This is a genomic window from Methylocystis sp. (assembly GCF_050246715.1).
GTDB lineage: Bacteria > Pseudomonadota > Alphaproteobacteria > Rhizobiales > Beijerinckiaceae > Methylocystis.
In genome coordinates this window covers 20,941-37,868 of record NZ_JBFWVN010000032.1, presented here as the reverse complement: position 1 = coordinate 37,868, position 16,928 = coordinate 20,941, and the positions used below count along the sequence as shown (strand labels likewise).

General features: G+C 58.8%; 19 protein-coding genes. 8 read left to right on the top strand and 11 right to left on the bottom strand.

Annotation, left to right across the window (positions count from 1 at the left end; genetic code table 11):
• Positions 1 to 525: 525 nt before the first annotated feature.
• Positions 526 to 1,128 carry a hypothetical protein gene (locus AB7I51_RS11320; protein WP_428406237.1) on the bottom strand — a complete coding sequence of 201 codons (603 nt, stop codon included), beginning with the start codon at positions 1,126 to 1,128 and terminating at the stop codon, positions 526 to 528.
• A gap of 11 nt (positions 1,129 to 1,139) precedes the next feature.
• Positions 1,140 to 1,322: a type II toxin-antitoxin system RelE/ParE family toxin gene (locus AB7I51_RS11315; RefSeq protein WP_428406236.1), complete on the bottom strand. Its 183-nt coding sequence runs from the start codon at positions 1,320 to 1,322 to the stop codon at positions 1,140 to 1,142.
• 125 nt (positions 1,323 to 1,447) lie between these two features.
• On the opposite strand from AB7I51_RS11315, the gene AB7I51_RS11310 reads away from it, so the two are divergent.
• Positions 1,448 to 2,011, top strand: coding sequence for a thioredoxin family protein (locus AB7I51_RS11310; RefSeq protein ID WP_428406235.1), 564 nt, complete (start codon positions 1,448 to 1,450; stop codon positions 2,009 to 2,011).
• A gap of 170 nt (positions 2,012 to 2,181) precedes the next feature.
• Here the strand turns inward: AB7I51_RS11310 and AB7I51_RS11305 are convergent, their stop codons facing one another.
• The gene (locus AB7I51_RS11305; protein WP_428406234.1) at positions 2,182 to 3,012 is read right to left on the bottom strand and encodes a bifunctional DNA primase/polymerase; all 831 of its coding nucleotides are present in this window, start codon (positions 3,010 to 3,012) and stop codon (positions 2,182 to 2,184) included.
• 242 nt (positions 3,013 to 3,254) lie between these two features.
• Here AB7I51_RS11305 and AB7I51_RS11300 point away from each other — a divergent pair, with 242 nt between their 5' ends.
• The gene (locus tag AB7I51_RS11300; RefSeq protein ID WP_428406233.1) at positions 3,255 to 4,928 is read left to right on the top strand and encodes a DNA topoisomerase VI subunit B; all 1,674 of its coding nucleotides are present in this window, start codon (positions 3,255 to 3,257) and stop codon (positions 4,926 to 4,928) included.
• Positions 4,925 to 6,061, top strand: a complete 1,137-nt coding sequence (locus AB7I51_RS11295) for a DNA topoisomerase IV subunit A (protein WP_428406232.1) — start codon at positions 4,925 to 4,927, stop codon at positions 6,059 to 6,061. Before AB7I51_RS11300 ends, AB7I51_RS11295 begins: the two co-directional genes overlap by 4 nt.
• Positions 6,062 to 6,380: 319 nt before the next feature.
• Here AB7I51_RS11295 and dinB read toward each other — a convergent pair whose 3' ends face one another.
• The 6 genes from dinB to AB7I51_RS11265 all read right to left on the bottom strand — a co-directional run bounded on the left by dinB (position 6,381) and on the right by AB7I51_RS11265 (position 12,869).
• Positions 6,381 to 7,529: a DNA polymerase IV gene (dinB, locus tag AB7I51_RS11290; protein ID WP_428406239.1), complete on the bottom strand. Its 1,149-nt coding sequence runs from the start codon at positions 7,527 to 7,529 to the stop codon at positions 6,381 to 6,383.
• A gap of 5 nt (positions 7,530 to 7,534) precedes the next feature.
• Positions 7,535 to 7,687 carry a hypothetical protein gene (locus AB7I51_RS11285; RefSeq protein WP_428406231.1) on the bottom strand — a complete coding sequence of 51 codons (153 nt, stop codon included), beginning with the start codon at positions 7,685 to 7,687 and terminating at the stop codon, positions 7,535 to 7,537.
• Between the two features lie 149 nt (positions 7,688 to 7,836).
• Positions 7,837 to 9,900 (bottom strand): ATP-dependent helicase, encoded by a 2,064-nt coding sequence (locus tag AB7I51_RS11280; RefSeq protein ID WP_428406230.1) that lies wholly within the window; start codon positions 9,898 to 9,900, stop codon positions 7,837 to 7,839.
• Between the two features lie 239 nt (positions 9,901 to 10,139).
• Positions 10,140 to 10,874: a GIY-YIG nuclease family protein gene (locus tag AB7I51_RS11275; RefSeq protein WP_428406229.1), complete on the bottom strand. Its 735-nt coding sequence runs from the start codon at positions 10,872 to 10,874 to the stop codon at positions 10,140 to 10,142.
• On the bottom strand, positions 10,867 to 11,727 hold the full coding sequence (locus AB7I51_RS11270) for a hypothetical protein (RefSeq protein ID WP_428406228.1): 861 nt from the start codon (positions 11,725 to 11,727) through the stop codon (positions 10,867 to 10,869). Before AB7I51_RS11270 ends, AB7I51_RS11275 begins: the two co-directional genes overlap by 8 nt.
• Entirely contained in the window at positions 11,724 to 12,869 is a 1,146-nt protein-coding gene (locus AB7I51_RS11265; protein ID WP_428406227.1) for a DNA cytosine methyltransferase, read from the bottom strand. Before AB7I51_RS11265 ends, AB7I51_RS11270 begins: the two co-directional genes overlap by 4 nt.
• 363 nt (positions 12,870 to 13,232) lie before the next feature.
• Here AB7I51_RS11265 and AB7I51_RS11260 point away from each other — a divergent pair, with 363 nt between their 5' ends.
• The gene (locus AB7I51_RS11260) at positions 13,233 to 13,817 is read left to right on the top strand and encodes a hypothetical protein (RefSeq protein ID WP_428406226.1); all 585 of its coding nucleotides are present in this window, start codon (positions 13,233 to 13,235) and stop codon (positions 13,815 to 13,817) included.
• Positions 13,818 to 13,862: 45 nt separating this feature from the next.
• On the opposite strand, the gene AB7I51_RS11255 is transcribed toward AB7I51_RS11260, so the two are convergent.
• Positions 13,863 to 14,081 carry a hypothetical protein gene (locus AB7I51_RS11255; protein WP_428406225.1) on the bottom strand — a complete coding sequence of 73 codons (219 nt, stop codon included), beginning with the start codon at positions 14,079 to 14,081 and terminating at the stop codon, positions 13,863 to 13,865.
• Positions 14,082 to 14,444: 363 nt separating this feature from the next.
• On the opposite strand from AB7I51_RS11255, the gene AB7I51_RS11250 reads away from it, so the two are divergent.
• Entirely contained in the window at positions 14,445 to 14,816 is a 372-nt protein-coding gene (locus AB7I51_RS11250) for a hypothetical protein (RefSeq protein WP_428406224.1), read from the top strand.
• A 118-nt stretch (positions 14,817 to 14,934) separates the two neighbouring features.
• On the opposite strand, the gene AB7I51_RS11245 is transcribed toward AB7I51_RS11250, so the two are convergent.
• Entirely contained in the window at positions 14,935 to 15,660 is a 726-nt protein-coding gene (locus tag AB7I51_RS11245) for an autoinducer binding domain-containing protein (RefSeq protein ID WP_428406223.1), read from the bottom strand.
• A gap of 62 nt (positions 15,661 to 15,722) precedes the next feature.
• On the opposite strand from AB7I51_RS11245, the gene AB7I51_RS11240 reads away from it, so the two are divergent.
• The 3 genes from AB7I51_RS11240 to AB7I51_RS11230 are packed head-to-tail and all read left to right on the top strand — an operon-like array spanning position 15,723 to position 16,890.
• Entirely contained in the window at positions 15,723 to 15,983 is a 261-nt protein-coding gene (locus AB7I51_RS11240) for a hypothetical protein (RefSeq protein WP_428406222.1), read from the top strand.
• Positions 15,984 to 16,001: 18 nt separating this feature from the next.
• Entirely contained in the window at positions 16,002 to 16,547 is a 546-nt protein-coding gene (locus tag AB7I51_RS11235; protein ID WP_428406221.1) for a hypothetical protein, read from the top strand.
• Positions 16,548 to 16,596: 49 nt separating this feature from the next.
• Complete coding sequence (locus AB7I51_RS11230; RefSeq protein ID WP_428406220.1) at positions 16,597 to 16,890, top strand: TrbC/VirB2 family protein; 294 nt, start codon at positions 16,597 to 16,599, stop codon at positions 16,888 to 16,890.
• Positions 16,891 to 16,928 lie beyond the last annotated feature (38 nt).

Below are 16,928 nucleotides of genomic sequence, written 5' to 3'. Positions count from 1 at the left end.
GATGGAAGTCGCCTTTTCGAGTTCCAAACCGGGTCACCCCGGGATGAAGGACCTCTCTAACGGGGAGAGCTGAGACCTTTCTAACGGGGTTCTACATCCAAGATTCGCATAATGTGGATTATGGAACTAAAACAATATGTTGCGAAGATTTTGCACAAGCTAAATATCCTGCGCTCCGCCACCCGCCGCGAGGCTGTGGACTGGGACCGCGGGGCAACGGCCTCGGGAATCGCGCCGCACAGCCAGTTAGATCAGGGGCGCACTTTCCCTGCAATCGGAAAACAGCCTCGGCATCGGCGCGAGTCGCGCGGCTAGATGCTCGATGGACAGCGCCTGCAAACCATGGCGTCATTCGGCCGCAGCCTGCGCTCGGGCTGCCGACCATGCGAGGCGTGAATGGATGATGATCGTCTCGCGCATCAGTCCTTGACAGTCATAAGGCGTCGAATTCCCTACGTATCACGCCGAACCGTGAAGACGAAGGCTTGCAAATCTCCTGGCGGCAGTGTGCAGAGCGACCCAATCTTATGTTGGCGCCCAACCCAGCATTCGGGCCACGCCCCTCGGAAAGTTGACGTTGGCGTGAGAATCGAACCCGAGTTCGCATAGCGCAGCGATGATCCGCTCGGGCCGTTCGTCTTCGATGCAGAAGCTCTCCTGCATTCTCTCGCCGATTTGGATGCGAACAAGCTCCGCGAGGCACCCGCGATAGCTGAATTGGCGGCGCGCCTTGGTGAGTTGGACCGCTCGGAACGACGGCTCTCGATCGATAACATCGGTCAAGAACTCGTTCAGCGAATACTGCTGGCGCTTGGCCGCCGGCAACCGCGCGCCCAATGACAAAAAGCCCGCTCGCAGCAGCTCGGCAGAGAGTGGAAAGACGCCTTTGAACGACGGACTCCAGCGTTCAAGACCATTGGCGTCGACTTCTTTCAGTTGTTTTATTTCAAGTGCGCCGCCCCGAATTTTCGCGCTATGCGGCGTTGCGAAATTCAATAAATATATTTCTTCGCTTTCTCTGGGCGCAGTTTGGAGCGACAGGCCGATCCTGGCTTCAAGCGGCGCGAGATTTTGGCCAAAGGTTCGCCACTCCCACCGAGGCAGCGTCTTCGTGTTAGCGTCGATCACGAGCGCTCCCCTCAAGCCCGCTTGCACCGATGACGATCAAAATCCATCTGTTGATGCAGAATGCGGACAATGTCGACGCCGTCGGTCGCCGGTCGATAGAACAGCACATGTGAGCTGCGGGGATATTTGCGATAGCCAGCGCGCACCGCGGCTTTGGGGTTTCGGAATTTGATCGTGCAATGGATAGCTCGCATCCTGCAAGTTCCAACTGACGCGCTGACGATCGCGACTGTTCGTGAGAAGCTTCGGGCGCTCTGTAAGAAGTACCCTAATTACTGACCCTCGAGACGTCCCCTTTAAGTAAGACGGAGGCGCGGCCATGGCGGCGATGAGTCCCGAAAAGATCATCCTTGAGACGTCGGCGGCGGATTTTCGACTTCCCGCCACGGACGGCCGAACCTACTCGCTCGACGATATCGCCGGCGAAAATGGAACAGTGATCGTCTTCATCTGCAATCACTGCCCTTACGTCAAAGCCGTGATCGACCGGCTTGTCGGCGACGCCAGCGTGCTCATGAAAGAAGGGATCGGTTTTGCGGCCATCTGCGCGAACGACGCCGAGACTTATCCCGAGGACTCTTTCGACAAGATGAAGGAATTCGCGAAGACGCACGATTTCCCCTTCCCCTATCTTCATGACGAAGCACAATCCGTCGCGCGAGCCTATTGCGCGGTCTGCACGCCTGATTACTTTGGCTACGATCGAGATCGCAAACTCAAATATCGAGGCCATCTCGACGTGGGACGCACCTCTCCGCCTCCGGCCGGAGCGAGGCGAAAACTCGTCGAGGCGATGCGCGCCATCGCCGCCACGGGAGTGGCCCCGCCCGACCAAATTCCCTCGATCGGCTGTTCGATTAAATGGAAATCGCCGCTCGGCTGAGCGCGCCAAGCAGATTGAGATAGCGCCTGCCCTAAACAGGCGGCGAAATAGCGCCGAGCGGTGGGCGCAATTTGAGCACGGGCGCAACATGACCCTCCTCGTTGTATGAGGGCGATCCATGCAAGCACCTGCTCCTGTTGAGCAAGGCGCTGTTCGGATTTGTGGGCGCGTCATGGCGCCTTTGGCCACAACCCAAATTCGTCCGAGCCGATTCGTTCCTGTTCGAACGCCTTTTCAACGTCGTGCAGTTTTGTGATACTTGCCACAACCCGCACAACCTCCGTATCGTCAAGCGGAGGACGACATCGCATGCGGTTCCAGGCGAGCAATAATTCAAGCGCGACGTCGGGGTCGACATTGTGCCAGAGCAAATGGCCGGTCAGCGAGGCAATCGTCGAGTTGCGTTGACCCTCCGCCACCCCTTCTTTCACGAGATGCCGCCAATCGGAAAGCGAACGTCCGACGCGCAGCCCCTGAATTGGCGCGATCAGCCAGGGCGACAGAGGCGCCAGCGCGATCTCGTCGGGGTTGCGTCCCGGAGCCCATTCGTAAAAAGCGCCGCTCGGGTGAATGGACGGCGGGGCGACGATGTAACCGCCGTCGCCCCGCAAATCGATTCCCTGCGCCAAGCCAGCGCGATTCCTGACGAGGCCGCCCGGGTGAGCGAAATACAGGTGACGGCCGCCGCCGCCAGTTGTCGCTTCCACCGTCGCGGGAACCGGACCATATCTGCGCTCCAATCGTTCGAGCGCCGCGTCGCCTCCGTGCTTCGGATCGACATCGAGGACAATCAGATTTGAAATCTCGCCGCTGACGACTCCGATATTGGCGTCCGGCCATCGCCGGAACCATTCGGCGACGTCCTCCCTCGAAGGTCGCCGGATCTGCAAATGCGCCCAAGGGATGAGCGGTCGCTTCTCGCGCGGCCGCAGCGGCAAAATCGACCAGCCGCGAGCCAGGTAACGCTTGGCTGCTTCGGCACTCGCCGCCTGTTCGGCCATCGCCTCCGCCTCACCCGAGCCGCCGGAAGAGCTCTCGTTCGTCCCTTTACGGGCTTCTTCCCTTTAAAGGACTTACGGGAGGCTTCGGAATTAGGTCAAGCGCTGGCGACGCCAATGCAAAGCTCCAAGTGCGTGTATGTTACACAAAGACCGGCGCGGTCAGGGAGCCCGCCCTTGGCAAGACCCCAACCGCGCACTTGATAAGGGCACGGCAATCGGTGCAGCGACGCATGGCGCAAGTCTTGTCTGACAAGCAAACCAAGGCCCCTACCGCCATTGAATTGGCGAGTCGGCAGCGCGAAATTTCCGTTTCGGAGTTCTTCCTCAAGAACCGTCACCTGCTTGGATTCGATACGCCCGCCAAGGCGTTGGTCACGGCCGTCAAAGAGGCTGTGGACAACGCCCTCGACGCTTGCGAGGAAGCGGGGGTGTTGCCCGAAATAGTTGTGCACGTGCGCGATCGTTTGGGGAAAGCGCGAGTCGTGGTCGAGGACAACGGCCCTGGCATTGTCGAGAGCCAAATCGCGCGCATTTTCGGCAAACTACTTTATGGATCGAAATTCCACAAACTGAGCCAGTCGCGCGGTCAACAAGGAATGGGAATCTCGGCCGCCGGAATGTACGGTCAACTTACCGTGGGTAAGCCGCTGCACATCATCAGCCGCACCGAAGGCGATGAACTGGCTTCGGAGCTTTACGTATCGATCGATACCGCCAATAACCGGCCGGACATCCACAAGAAGAGACGCGTCGAGTGGGACCGCCCTCATGGAACGCGGGTCGAGATGGAGATGGAGGGCCACCATCAAACGGGGCCGCATTCGGTTGAAGTTTATTTGAAGCAGACGGCCGTCGCCAATCCGCATGTGTCCCTTACGTACGTTGATCCCCATGGGAAAGAAACCCAATTTCTACGCTGCACCAATAACCTTCCCCCTCGACCAAAAGAAATCAAACCGCATCCGCACGGCGTCGAGCTTGGTCGTCTCATCCAAATGTTGAGCAACACAACAAGTCGGTCCTTAATGCAGTTTCTCGTCGATGAGTTTTCATGTGTGGGTAAAAAGACGGCGATCGAGATTATCAAGCGCGCCGGCAAGCCGCTGACTGATCGCTCTTACCCAGCTCACATCGCCCACGCGCAGGCCGCGGCATTGCATCGCGCCATCCAAAAAACGCGCGTCTTGGCCCCGCGGACGGATTGCATCGTCCCCATCGGCGAAGCGCAACTTCTCGAAGGCTTACGCAAGGAATTGGCGGCGGATTTTTACACAACCGCCACGCGGCCGGCCGCAGCCTATCGCGGCAACCCATTCCAAGTGGAAGTCGGCATGGCGTTCGGACGCGCCGGCGAGCCCGACATTGACGTCGACGCCGGCGGCCATATGCGGCGCAAGCAAAAAGCGCAACATGAGGGCGCGGTCAAACAGCTGATCGCGCCAAAAGACGAGCCCGTCCGTCTTTTACGTTTTGCAAATCGGACTCCGCTTCTCTACCAGCAATCAAGTTGCGCCATCACCAAGGCCGTAATTCAGACGAACTGGCGGACCTATGGCCTCCATCAGACCAAGGGGGCGTTGCCGATTGCGCCGATGGCGATCTTGGTCCACGTCGCCTCGGTTTGGATTCCCTACACTTCCGAATCCAAGGAAGCGATCGAGCCCTATCCTGAAATTCTCAAGGAGATCAAATTAGGGCTGCAACAATGCGCGCGTCGGCTCGCGCATTACCTGCGCCGCGAGCTTCACCTTCGTCAGGAATATGACAGACGGGCCCACATTGAGAGGTATCTACCGCATATTGGCGCCGCCCTGCAGGACATTCTGGCGCTGAGCGATGATGAACGGGATTCTACCGTGAACATGCTTGATGACGTCCTCCACACGAGCCGCACGGCCCGAAGGTCGAAACCATGAAGAACGCCAACTCCGTCAAGACGCCCAGCGATCAGGATAAAGAAACGATCACCTTGATTGAATCGATCGCGCGCGAGGTCCGCAAAGACATCGACACTGGAATCTTGCCTAGCATCAAGCTCCCCGCACGCGGCCTCGACAATGTGACCTATGATGAAATGAAAGGCTATTTGGAGCTGGGCGGCGCACACAAGCTGCGCACGTTGACGGTGAACACCGCCCGATCTTTCGCGCAAACGCTACGCCTGATGGCGACTTCCCGCGCCATGGTCGAGAGCAATGATTTCGCCACGAAGCGCGAAGCCTATTACATCAGCAAAAACTGGGGGGACTGCCGATTTGACGAGCAAGCCGAGTCTGACGCCATTATGGACGACATCGAAGCCATGGCGTCGATGCATGGCCTTTCACGCGAGCAATTACGCTTCTACCCAGAGTCGCATGGCGGCTCAGTCGCCGGCCGGCTCACGCTCATCGACAGAAACTCCGCGACTGGGCGATCTATCGAGATCGACTGCGCCAATCTCGGAAGCGGCGCCTATAGTATTCCGCGTTCGACCGAGCACTTGGGCTTCAGGACTGATGCGCGTTTCGTGCTCGCCATTGAAACCGGCGGCATGTTTCAACGCCTCAACAATCACCGTTTCTGGGAAACCGCCAAATGCATCATCGTTGAAATGGGCGGCGTGCCGACCCGCGCGACTCGGCGGTTCATTCGCCTTCTTTCCGACACGCAGGATTTGCCTGTCTACTGCTTTGTCGATTGCGACCCCTATGGGTTCACTAATATTTACCGCACGCTCAAGGTAGGTTCAGGCAACGCCGCTCACGTCAATCGCTTCCTGTGTGTGCCGCGGGCGCGCTTCTTAGGCGTCACGCCACAAGATATTCTCGACTTTGGCCTTGAAGACGCGACCCACCCCCTTACAGCGACTGACGTTAAGCGCGCGCAAGACGCGCTGCAAAACGACCCATTCATCAAGGCTAATCCTGCATGGATCGCCGCCATTGAGCAACTGCTTAAAATGGGGGTGCGCGCCGAGCAGCAAGCGTTGGCCAAATGGGGCCTCAATTACGTTATCGACCAATATCTGCCACGGAAGCTCGCCGACGAGAGTGGTTTTCTGCCGTGAAACCAGACGCTTTTAAATAAAGAAGCAGGTGCGACGCGGCGCATATGCGCGGATTGGGCGGGTCGCTCCCAACCCCGCCAGGGCGGTCGGCGGGCGGGAAACGTGAAGTAGTTTCCCCGACAAGCCGGATGATTTCTTCGTCAAGCCGGCCGCCGTCGCCGACATCGCGCTTTCTCTCGTGCGCCAGGAGCGTTCGGCGTGGAGCTTCGAGGTCGAAGCCCGTACCTTCGGCGAGAAGCGGTGAGCGTCAGAAACACAAACGTCCGCGCGCTTTCGAACCGACACGAAGCCGTTTCGTGCCCCGCGAACTGCGTCGAAGCTAAATGCTCAGACTCAATTGGTCCTCGCGCCTTGAGCGCTCTTCACTGAGCGACGACAATGTCACGCCGAGCAAGCGGATTCCCCTTTGCACGGGAAAAATAGGTCCAAGGAGCGCGAGGGTGAGCTGTTGGAATTCCGCTCGCGTCGCAATAAATGCAGCGCTCGTACGGCTGCGCGTGATCTGGCGAAAGTCAGAATATTTGACTTTCAGCGTCACGGTGCGCCCGCGGATGCCGGCGCCCTCGCAATGGCGCCAGACCTTTTCGATAATTGGTCGGAACGCGTCGCGCGCCGCCTCGAAGGTGAAGAGGTCTTCTGAAAAAGTGTTTTCGGCGCCGAGCGACTTGCGGATGCGATCCGCGCGGACAGGCCTATCGTCGACGCCGCGCGCAATCCAATAGAAGAATGGTCCCGATTTTCCGAAATGCTGTTGGAGGAAGGGGAGCGTCCGCGCTCTGAGGTCGAACCCGGTTTTGATCCCGAGCCGGTTCATCTTCGCGGCCGTCGCCGGCCCGACACCTTGGAATTTGGCAACCGGCAGAGACTCGACAAAGTCCTGCCCCATCTTCGGCGTAATGACGAAGAGGCCGTCAGGCTTGTTGTAATCGGAGGCGATCTTGGCCAGGAACTTGTTATAGGAGACCCCAGCCGAAGCGGTGAGTCCGATGTCGGCGCGAATTCGCGTCCTTATCTCCTCGGCGATCTGCGTTGCCGACGCGATTCCCTTCAGATTCTCGGTGACGTCGAGATACGCCTCGTCCAGGGAAAGCGGCTCGACGATCGGCGTGTATTCCGCGAAGATCGCGCCGATTTGCCGCGATGCTTCCTTGTAGACCTCGAAGCGCGGCTTCACGAAGATGAGGTCGGGACATTTCCGTTTCGCGGTGACCGACGGCATAGCCGAGCGCACGCCGAATTTTCGCGCTTCGTAGCTCGCCGCCGCGACAACGCCACGCTCCTGCGATCCGCCAACGGCGACCGGCTTGCCGCGCAGCTCCGGATTGTCGCGCTGCTCGACGGAGGCGTAGAAGGCGTCCATGTCCACATGAATGACCTTGCTCTGCCGAGAAGGTTTGGCCGCGACGTCGCGATCACGCGTTTTAGCGTTGCTCCCAGCCTCGTAAGGAACGTCGTTCGGCGCAAGCATGATCGTCAAGCTGTGAGGCCTCCCTCGTCTTGCTTCTCGCCCCTCGTCGCGATCATGAGAACATCGTCAGCGAGCGGCCGCCGCAACCGGAGCGCCTCCTGGGTTGGCGCCATCAGCCAGAGGTCGATTTCCTCGCGCATCGTCAGAATGGCGGGCATCGCTTTCGGATGAATCGCGCCAACCTCCTTGTTTGCTTCGATGGTCAGAAACGCGAAGAGGTCGTTGGTCGTCTCGCGCGCCGGCGATCTCGCGGATCGCCTGCTGGCCCTTGGTCAACGACTGCAGATTGCACACGGCGCCGATCCCCCTATCGCCACATGGCGCGCATCCTAGCGGCGACGTCGACGCGCATCTGTCTGGCGCCCTGCCACTCGCCCCGGGCGGCCGAAGCCCGCGGCCATGTCACGCATTCGAAGTGGTGCAGCAAAGCTTCTGGGATGAAGCGGGTTCGCGAGGCGTAGACGTGGCGATCGCCCTGCGGATGCTGGCCATGGGTGAAGAAGCGCTGCGGGGTGACGAGATGCAGACTGTCTTTCGCCCGCGTCATGGCGACGTAGAGCAGTCGCCGCTCCTCTTCGATTTCGGCTGTCGTGCCGGCGCCGAGGTCCGATGGAATGCAGCCGTCGACGGCGTTGAGGACGAAGACCGATTTCCATTCCTGCCCCTTGGCGGAATGGATCGTGGACAGGATCAGATAATCCTCGTCGCGAAGCGGTGCGCCCGCATCATCGCTCGTGGCGTCCGGGGGGTCGAGGGTCAATTCTGTGAGGAACCGCTCCCGCGACGGATAGCCCGCCGCGATCTGTTCGAGTTGCAGCAGGTCGGCCAAGCGCGTCGCCGCATCTTCGTGAATCCGGTCGAGATGCGGCTCGTACCAGTGGCGCGCCCCTTCGATTTCGGCGGGCCAGCCGGCCTTGCCCGAGCACAGGCGCCGGAGGGTTTCGACAAAGCCGGTCCAATCGTCGCCCGAACGCGGCGGCGGCGGAATGTCCGCAAGAGCGGACAACGGATCGGCCTGTTCCGCCATCAGGTCGAGGACGCGCTGCGCCGACGACGGACCCACGCCCGGCAGGAGCTGCATAAGGCGAAAGCCGGCAACGCGGTCGCGCGGATTCTGCGCGAATCGCAGCAGGGCGAGCAGGTCCTTGACGTGGGCGCTGTCGAGGAATTTCAGCCCGCCAAATTTGACGAAGGGAACGTTGCGGCGCGTCAGCTCCAGTTCGAGCGGGCCGCTGTGATGGGAGGCGCGGAACAGCACGGCCTGTTGTTGCAGGCGCACGCCGATTTCCCGGTCCTCCAAGACACGCTCGACGACGTAGCGGGCCTGGTCGGCGGCGTCAGGCACGGTGACGATCCGAGGCTTCTCCCCTGACCGGCGTTCCGTCCAGAGGTTCTTGGTGAAACGCTCGCAGGCGAGTTCGATCACGCCATTCGCGGCGGCGAGAATCGGCTGCGTCGAGCGATAGTTGCGATCGAGGGTGACAACGTCGGCCGGAGGGCTGAAGGCGTTCGGAAAGTCGAGAATGTTGCGCACGGTCGCGGCGCGGAAGGAATAGATCGACTGAGCGTCGTCGCCGACGACGGTGAGGCCGCGCCCCCCGGGCTTCATGGCCAGCAGGACCGAGGACTGTAGACGGTTCGTGTCCTGATATTCGTCGACCAGGACGTGATCGAACCTTCCGCCGATTTCCTCCGCGAGAGCCGGCTCGCCCAAGGTCTGCGCCCAATAGAGCAGCAAGTCGTCGTAGTCGAGAACGTTCTGCGCCTGCTTGGCGGCGACATAGGCTGCGAACAACTCGCGCAGCTGAGCGCCCCAGCCGGCGCACCAGGGAAAGAAACCTTCGAGAACGTCGTCGAGCGGCGCCTCCGCGTTGACGGCGCGGGAATAGATGGCGAGGCAAGTCCCCTTGGTCGGGAAGCGGCTCTCCGTCTTCGAGAAGCCGAGCCCGTGCCGGACGAGATTCATGAGATCGGCGGAGTCTTCCCGATCATGGATCGTGAAATCGGGATCGAGCCCGATTTCACTGGCGTACTCGCGCAACAATCGAGCGCCGACCCCGTGAAACGTTCCCGCCCAAGCGAGCGCCTCGGTCATAATTCCAGCGCTCGCTCCCAACGCCTCTGCGCAGATGCGCTCGACGCGCCGCGTCATCTCGGCCGCCGCCCGGCGGGAGAAGGTCATCAGCAGGATACGACGCGGGTCGGCGCCGTTGACGATCAGATGCGCGACGCGATGGGCGAGGGTGTTGGTCTTTCCGGACCCGGCTCCCGCGATGACAAGGAGCGGCCCGCCGAGCACACACTCCTTTTCGCGGACGCCGTGTTCGACGGCCCGCCGCTGTTCGGGGTTGAGTCTTTCGAGGTGGGCCACGGGTGACGCTCGCGAATCGGGGCAGAGCTAAGGGGATGACTGAACCACATTTCTCGTTTTGTTCGCAACGCCCCGACGTTATGAAAAAAGGGCGCCGCTGCGGATTTGGCTTCGCCGACGCGCCTCCGGACCACGACTCGCGTGCTGATGCGGCGACGTCGAATTTGTGTTTGACAAATCATATTCGCATAACGTTGATTATAGAAGTAAAACAATGTGTTATGAAGATTTTGCACGAGCTAAATGTCTTCGTCACCGCCACGTCCGACAGACGCCGCGCCGCCCAGCGCATCGTAACGACGTGCCGCAAGCCACTGGAGACGCAACGCTTGGGTTTGCAGCACGCGGCGGAGGCCTCCTTGCACTTTTCGTTCCGCAATCACCTGCGCAAGACGCGATATAATGAGCGCCCTTCGGGCGATCCTGAAGTCCGGATGGGATCTTAGCTCATAGACGCGATCCGATACGATTCGACCCCTCAACGATCGCGGCGTCTCCACTACAAGGGATCCGGCCGGCGGGTCCTTTTCGTTCAGGATTGCTTTGAACTCAGACTGCTCAATTGCACGCTGCGTTATCGAGCGCTCCAGGGCATCCAAATGTTGCCGAGCGCTAATGTCTGAGCGGTTGGTCTTTTGAAATTGTGATAGCGGCCACACCTCGATCTCCAGAACCTCAAACGGGTCGAGCACCGACATCGCCACAGCATCAGTACGCTGGTTGGTAAGATGACGGCGGATTCGCGTGCGCAGCATCTCGTTCGTTTGGCCGACATAGATCGGTTCGCCATCATAATCGAAGAATGCGTAAACGCCCCACTTGTAGTGACCGACCTTGGACAAATTCCCTGAACCATCATCGAACGGCGTATCCAGAAACCTCGTCAAGTTGGCCCGCAAATCTTCCGTTTCAAATGGAGGAAAATTCACGAAGTCCGGGTTACGCGGCGCGCGGTGATCGGAGTCGTTAGCCACGTCGGATCGCCGTCATCTCAGAAGAGTGCTGAACAATTCCACCACGTTTGATGGTCGTACGCCGCATCGTCTCTTCTCCATGAAACTCAATATCAAAGCTTACATGGTTGAGCTCGTCATCACGGCCCCCAAAGCACGAATGAAACGCATCAAGAATTTCGACGTTTGATAGTGACTGAGCGGCGACCCATAGATTGTCGGCAGACGGAATCGAACCAGGTAAAAAATATATGCACGGTGGCGGCGAGCAAAATGGGCCGATAAGCGTCCTTCTGTCGACCTCACTATCCAACGCCACCTTTGGACAAGAACGCCCAATAGTTCCACACATCATGTCCCATATGATCAACCCGTCAACGAGTTGGTTGCGCGCGATGATTTCGGCGCTGATGCGCGTATGAACGCCGGACCAAGTATTACGCCGAGGGTCGGCGCCAACATTGGTGCATAAGTTCCAAATGACGAATTCGTCGGCGCTGCTCGGACGCTGGAAAAGCTTGGTGTTATCGCCATCCAAGCAGCCCTTCAAATCTATGATCGCGATGCGCCCGCTCTTTAGTTTCACAACATAGTCATGCAGAACGCCTCGCCTTGTGCGATCCCAACTCGCGATAAAACCGCGATCTTCCATGTGATTGAGAACATGCTGGACGAATTCTCGCTTTTCTCGCATCGTCGCCGAGAATTCGCCGCGTACCTGCTGAATGGCGCCTCGGAATATCGGCGAAGCGTAGAAATCCTTTTCCGAGAGACCGTGGTCGCCAAGCTTATGAGCTTGCGTCTTCAACACTTCCGCGAACTGCTCGATCTGACGGCGAAGATCGGGATCCTGTTCGCAAGGGATGACGCTCAAGCCGCCTTCTCCGTTTCGATCACGCACTCAAGAAGCGGCTCGAACAAATATCGCGCGAGGTGACGCACTACATCGACGACGACGCCGTCCCCAGTCAGGTGGTAAGCTTCATTGTAATTTCTTGGGAGTTTATATGCCTCGTCGAGCCCCATTAGCCGGGCTGTTTCGCGCGATGAAATCAACCGCGATCGGATCCTCGTTCCTTCAACGACCAAAATCGTCTGTCGACTCGAGCCTCCAGCAGGCGTACGCAAACATCCGGCGACATCGTCAAACCGGATTTCTGCCCGCTGAACCTTAACGCCATTCTTGTCAAATCTTGTCCGCTTATAGACGCCGCCAACCATACAGCGGCCCGAGCGCTTTGCGGCTTCAACCTTCGCCAGATTGACGGCGGACATTTTCGCCAAAATCTGTTTGGTCTCAGCCGGACTGTGCCACTCAACGCTCGTTGGATTTTCTTCGATGATCTCCGCAAAGGTCGTTTTGCGACGAGGTGGCGTCGGCAAATTCCACCACAGCATCTTTTTCCGATGCCGCGCAGAAACGCTGTTGATTGCCCTGCACAATGCGCGAGTGTGGAAAGGTTCAATCGGTTCTGGAGATAGGAGCGACGGATCAATCTCCACATCCTGCAAAACGCCGACTACGAAGAGTCGCGGTCGTGACTGCGGCTGAAACAAAGATGCGTTGATGATCAGCGCGCCATATCGATAGCCCGCATCGACGAACGTCTCGCAAATCGCCCGGAAATCGTTTCCCCCGTGCGACGTCAGCGTACCGCAAACATTTTCAATCGCCACGATTTTTGGGGCGCGCCCGTCCACAATCAGGTCCGTGATCACATCCCAGAATGGATAAAAGGTTCCGGACCGCTCCCCCTTGAGACCGGCTCCACCGCCGGCTAATGACAAATCCTGGCAGGGAAACGATCCCCAGACCAAATCAGCGCTTCCCGACAGTTCAGTTGCACTGCATTGCCGCACGTCTCCGATCTTCAGCTCTCCACCAGTCCCCCAGTTCGCCTGATAGGAGACCCCTTTTTTGTGATCGAAGTCGTTCGCGAACAGGCAGGTCCATCCTGGGCCGAGCCCAGCGCGCGCCATACCGCCTCCCGCAAAAAACTCATAGAAATTAGGCATGCCGCTTCCGTTCGGTGCTTTGCCGACTGACTTCAACGAACTCGCGGCCGAGCTTTTCTTCTATGGCCTCAGCGATCCACGTATTCCGTGAAACGCTTCCTGGGCGGGCACTACGCGCCTCGTCGATGGCGTCAAACATCAACGGAGACAGCCGGAGGTTGATGCGATCGAGGGCTCGGACGGCAGTTGGCTTCTGCGAATCAGTCATAGCTAAAGGCTGGCGCCTATTTGGCGCCATGTCCAGAATGTTCTTTTTATGTTCTGCTCGGCGCCCAGCCCTGCCCCGCGGATAATCCTAGATTTTTTCGGCGGATCCGGCGTGAATTACGCCTTTCACTATTAACGCCTCACTAAGGTTGGCAAATGCGCTGGGCTCCTCGCTCATTCCCTGTCGAAATTCGCCGCGAATTAATTGTGGCGGATCTTGCCGACATATCAGATCAGCAGCTCGAGCAAGCGGATGAGGAAGGGGCGCTTGCCGGAAATCGATTCTATTTCGATATGCGCGGTTTCTCGTGGCAGGACGTACGCGCCGCACTCACGGTGGAGATCGAAGTGATTAATCGGCTCAAGTCCGCCGAAGACCTCGAAGCAGAGCTTTCAAATTTTGAGGAGCTGCAAGCAACCTCGTTTGACGACGAACCGGCGCTGTGGGGCCTAGATGTCGGTGTCGCCGCCGCGACGATCGCGCTATCAGCGTTTGGCGCCATACCGGTTTCAAGCTGCAATGCTGGCGCCTTCGGCGGTCAACACCAGGCACGATATCCCTACGTCGCGTTTTTCCTGCCAACGACCCTGGCTCAGGAAATTCTGCTTTGCGCCGAGGAGAGCGATGTCGGTCTCCTAAGTGACGAAAATGGCGTCATTCAAATCTATGGCCAAGGAGAAATGGATCTCGTACGCTTTGCGGAGACCGCATGGGAGAGATTCCGCAGTCCCGAGAATTGATCATTTTCGAATCTCCGCAAACGCTCGCTTCAACTCCGACCTGCGTTAGCTTTTAACGTCACCCCGAAAAGCGGCGTTGTCCATAAAAGGGGGTAATTGCCCGTAGGTGGCGGCCGCTGCTAGCGCTCCAGCGGCGATGTCGACCGCTCTATTTAGGAGTTCGTCCGAAGAAGCGCCGGAAGTCGACCGAGCTGCTGTCAAATCGACAATCTCCGTCCACGCCTCTGCCAAGATAGAGAGTTGAATAGCGGCGTCTTTCGTCATGGGCCACCTCCCCCAAATACCCCCCAGCGTCATCATTAAGCGTCATTAGAGACCCATGCAAAACAGCCGTTTTGGCCAGCCAATCGGGGCCGCCGAGGCGGATTCGATCGACGCGGACGGGATTCGAGACGCTTCCCATCTTCAAAGCCATGGTTGGCCATCGCTTCCACTGAGCTTCGCATGCAATCGGTTTCCCAAGAAACGTCCGCGCGCCAGTGCCGACGCCGTTCGAATTTTGATCGCGGCGCGCTCGCGGCGATCGGGGCTTGCGCAGCTCGAGGCCGCGGGCACAGTGTTAAAAATCTTTTTACGGGTTCAAGGCGTCAATGGCGGCTTCTTCAGCCCGGTCAGAGAAGCGAGCGCATGAGCGAGAGTGCCGATCTCGAAAAAAGTGTTCTCGAAGCCTTGCTCCATTATCGCAAAGCGCTCGCCAGGGTCGAAGCGTTGGAAAAGGAAGAGGCGTCCGCGCACCAGGCGCTTGACGAATGGCGCAGTCGCGTCGAAAAGTCGACTTCCGACGCCGCCAGTTCGATCGCAAAATCGAATCTCCTCGAAGCCGGGCAGAACGCCATTTCCCGGCTACACGACATCCGTGTCGCGATGAGTGAGGCGACGGCGGAGCTGAAATCAGCTTTCACAACTCTTGTCGCCTTCGACGACGCATTGGGTTACCTCCCGATTCCGGAGGCGACCGATTCGTACGAGCAGGATGCGGGCGACAGTCCCGAAGAATGAAGTTACGCGCGAGAGCCAAAAAAACAGACAGCGATCTCTGCATCCTTTTTTCGCATCGGCCTTGACCCCATCCGGCCTCCCAACGAGCTCCTGCTCGATAACCTCTCGCAGCATCCCTTCAAGGAATCAGCCCGCGCCTCAATGCCAATGCCACGGCATGCGCGACGTTTTCGGCATCGAGTTTGGCGCGCGCACTGTCGAGATGAAAGGCGACGGTGCGCGTCTTAACGCCGAGGATCTGACCAATCTGATCCATAGTGCGGCCGCGTGACGTCCAAGCGAGACATTCCGACTCGCGTTGGCTCAACGGAGACGATCGATCAAGGCTGACAGGAGGCTTCAACGCGGTCTCGACATGCGCATGAAAATACAGGCCCATGAGTTGCAAAATGTCCTTTGCCTCGACAACCTTCTCGTTAAGGTCGGGACCGTGCTTACCGGCCGCGAAAGTGAGAAGGGCGAGCCGATCGAAGCCTGCCGGAATCGGAATTGCAACGCCTCGTTCTATTCCGAACTCGGCCGCCTCGCCGAAAAAGCGCTTAATCTGGTCTCCTCGACCCTTCGCCATCTGCGGGCCGCTCCATCGAAAAGGATCTCGGTCACGGCGCGCTCGGATGAGAACCGGGTCGATAAGATCATAGCGTTGGCTCAAATAGCGCGTGGTCCATTGCTTCGGATATGTCGAAATAAATGTGTGACCATGTTCGGCGAGTCCGAAGTAAGCGAAGTGGCAAAAACCCAGTCTTTGAGTCGCCCGCTCGGCGACCGCGCGAAACGCCGCCTTGTCTGAAGCTGTGCTGACGCCGTCGATGAATTCCTGAAAAGCATTTTCAACTCGCCGCATTTTTGGGCCTCTCGCCGTTTAATCGACGCGCCCCCCGCTCCCAGTTCGGCGACAGCCTCCACGTGCCTTTGAAGACCGTCGCCAATTTGCGAATGGTGTCTGTGATCATGATGCGGCGTTTTTGTGAACGCGTTTATAAAACTCCCTGTGAAATTTCACAGGTTTATCTGCGCCGCTCTTTTGGTTTCCTGCGCCCGAATTCATCCGCGATTCGGAAATCTCGAACCATGCGCTTCACTTCACCAAATCGCCGCCGTTTCAGCGCCGCCGTCAATATACGCCCGCCACTGCTCGGACAAAAAGCGCGGCGCAACGCTGCCTGACACCGCGGAGGCAACGAAATGGACTTCTCAGCTTTCATGGCGCTCGCCGAGAGTTGCGCGCCCGGCGTCGATATAGCGCCGCTGATCGAGATCGTGCGAGCGGCGAGCGGGTTTGAACCTCTTTCGCTCACAATCGACGGCCGCAAGCCGATCAAGATACTCGCGACCTCCAAGGACGAAGCGATCACTCTCGCTATTCAGGCGAAGATGGGCACGCAAGACGTGCGGCTCGGTCTCGCCGGTTTGACATTCGGCGATCTCGATAAGACGCGAATCAGCGTCGCGGACGCCTTCGAGAGCTGCCCATCGCTGCGCGCCGCCACGCAGATTCTCAGCGATGATCCCAAACATTTTTCAGGAGGGAGGGCCGCGGCCGTTCCGGGCGTGGCGGGCGTGAAGCATCCGGTAGATGGCGAATTTGCTCATCGGGGAGAGCTCCCGCCCCCTCAAGAACGATCCGTTCCCGCGGAGTCCCGCAAGACGCCCAAAAAGCAATGGGACGTTTTTGGCGGCGGCTCTGGAAAATCGCTCCTCGTCTACCAGGCCTCTCCCTCCCCACGGTGATGTCGCCCCGCCCACATCTCGTCATCTCAAACGGAGTCTGAAATCCATTATGCATCCCTTCGCTCGCCGTCTCTCCTTCCATTTGCTTGCCGGCGTCGCCATCTTGCTCGCGCTCGATGAGCCTGCATCAGCGCAAAGCGCCAATGTCGAACGCGTTCTCCAGAACATCGTCGACGCGCTCACCGGTAATGTCGCGAAGCTGCTTGCCACGCTGGCAATTATTATTACCGGCATGACTTGGATGTTCGGCTATCTCGACTTGAGGCGCGCCGGCTATGTCATTCTCGGCGTCGCCATCCTCTTCGGCGCCGCCGAGATCGTCTCGACGCTAACTGGCAGATAGGCGCAGGGCTGCGCCTCTTCCTCCCTCTCTTCGATCGG

Coding starts and splice junctions, on each gene's coding strand:
- AB7I51_RS11315 (WP_428406236.1), bottom strand. CDS start 1,322: ATGCGAGCTATCCATTGCACGATCAAATTCCGAAACCCCAAAGCCGCG.
- AB7I51_RS11310 (WP_428406235.1), top strand. CDS start 1,448: ATGGCGGCGATGAGTCCCGAAAAGATCATCCTTGAGACGTCGGCGGCG.
- AB7I51_RS11305 (WP_428406234.1), bottom strand. CDS start 3,012: ATGGCCGAACAGGCGGCGAGTGCCGAAGCAGCCAAGCGTTACCTGGCT.
- AB7I51_RS11295 (WP_428406232.1), top strand. CDS start 4,925: ATGAAGAACGCCAACTCCGTCAAGACGCCCAGCGATCAGGATAAAGAA.
- dinB (WP_428406239.1), bottom strand. CDS start 7,529: ATGCTTGCGCCGAACGACGTTCCTTACGAGGCTGGGAGCAACGCTAAA.
- AB7I51_RS11285 (WP_428406231.1), bottom strand. CDS start 7,687: ATGCCCGCCATTCTGACGATGCGCGAGGAAATCGACCTCTGGCTGATG.
- AB7I51_RS11265 (WP_428406227.1), bottom strand. CDS start 12,869: ATGCCTAATTTCTATGAGTTTTTTGCGGGAGGCGGTATGGCGCGCGCT.
- AB7I51_RS11260 (WP_428406226.1), top strand. CDS start 13,233: ATGCGCTGGGCTCCTCGCTCATTCCCTGTCGAAATTCGCCGCGAATTA.
- AB7I51_RS11255 (WP_428406225.1), bottom strand. CDS start 14,081: ATGACGAAAGACGCCGCTATTCAACTCTCTATCTTGGCAGAGGCGTGG.
- AB7I51_RS11250 (WP_428406224.1), top strand. CDS start 14,445: ATGAGCGAGAGTGCCGATCTCGAAAAAAGTGTTCTCGAAGCCTTGCTC.
- AB7I51_RS11245 (WP_428406223.1), bottom strand. CDS start 15,660: ATGCGGCGAGTTGAAAATGCTTTTCAGGAATTCATCGACGGCGTCAGC.
- AB7I51_RS11235 (WP_428406221.1), top strand. CDS start 16,002: ATGGACTTCTCAGCTTTCATGGCGCTCGCCGAGAGTTGCGCGCCCGGC.
- AB7I51_RS11230 (WP_428406220.1), top strand. CDS start 16,597: ATGCATCCCTTCGCTCGCCGTCTCTCCTTCCATTTGCTTGCCGGCGTC.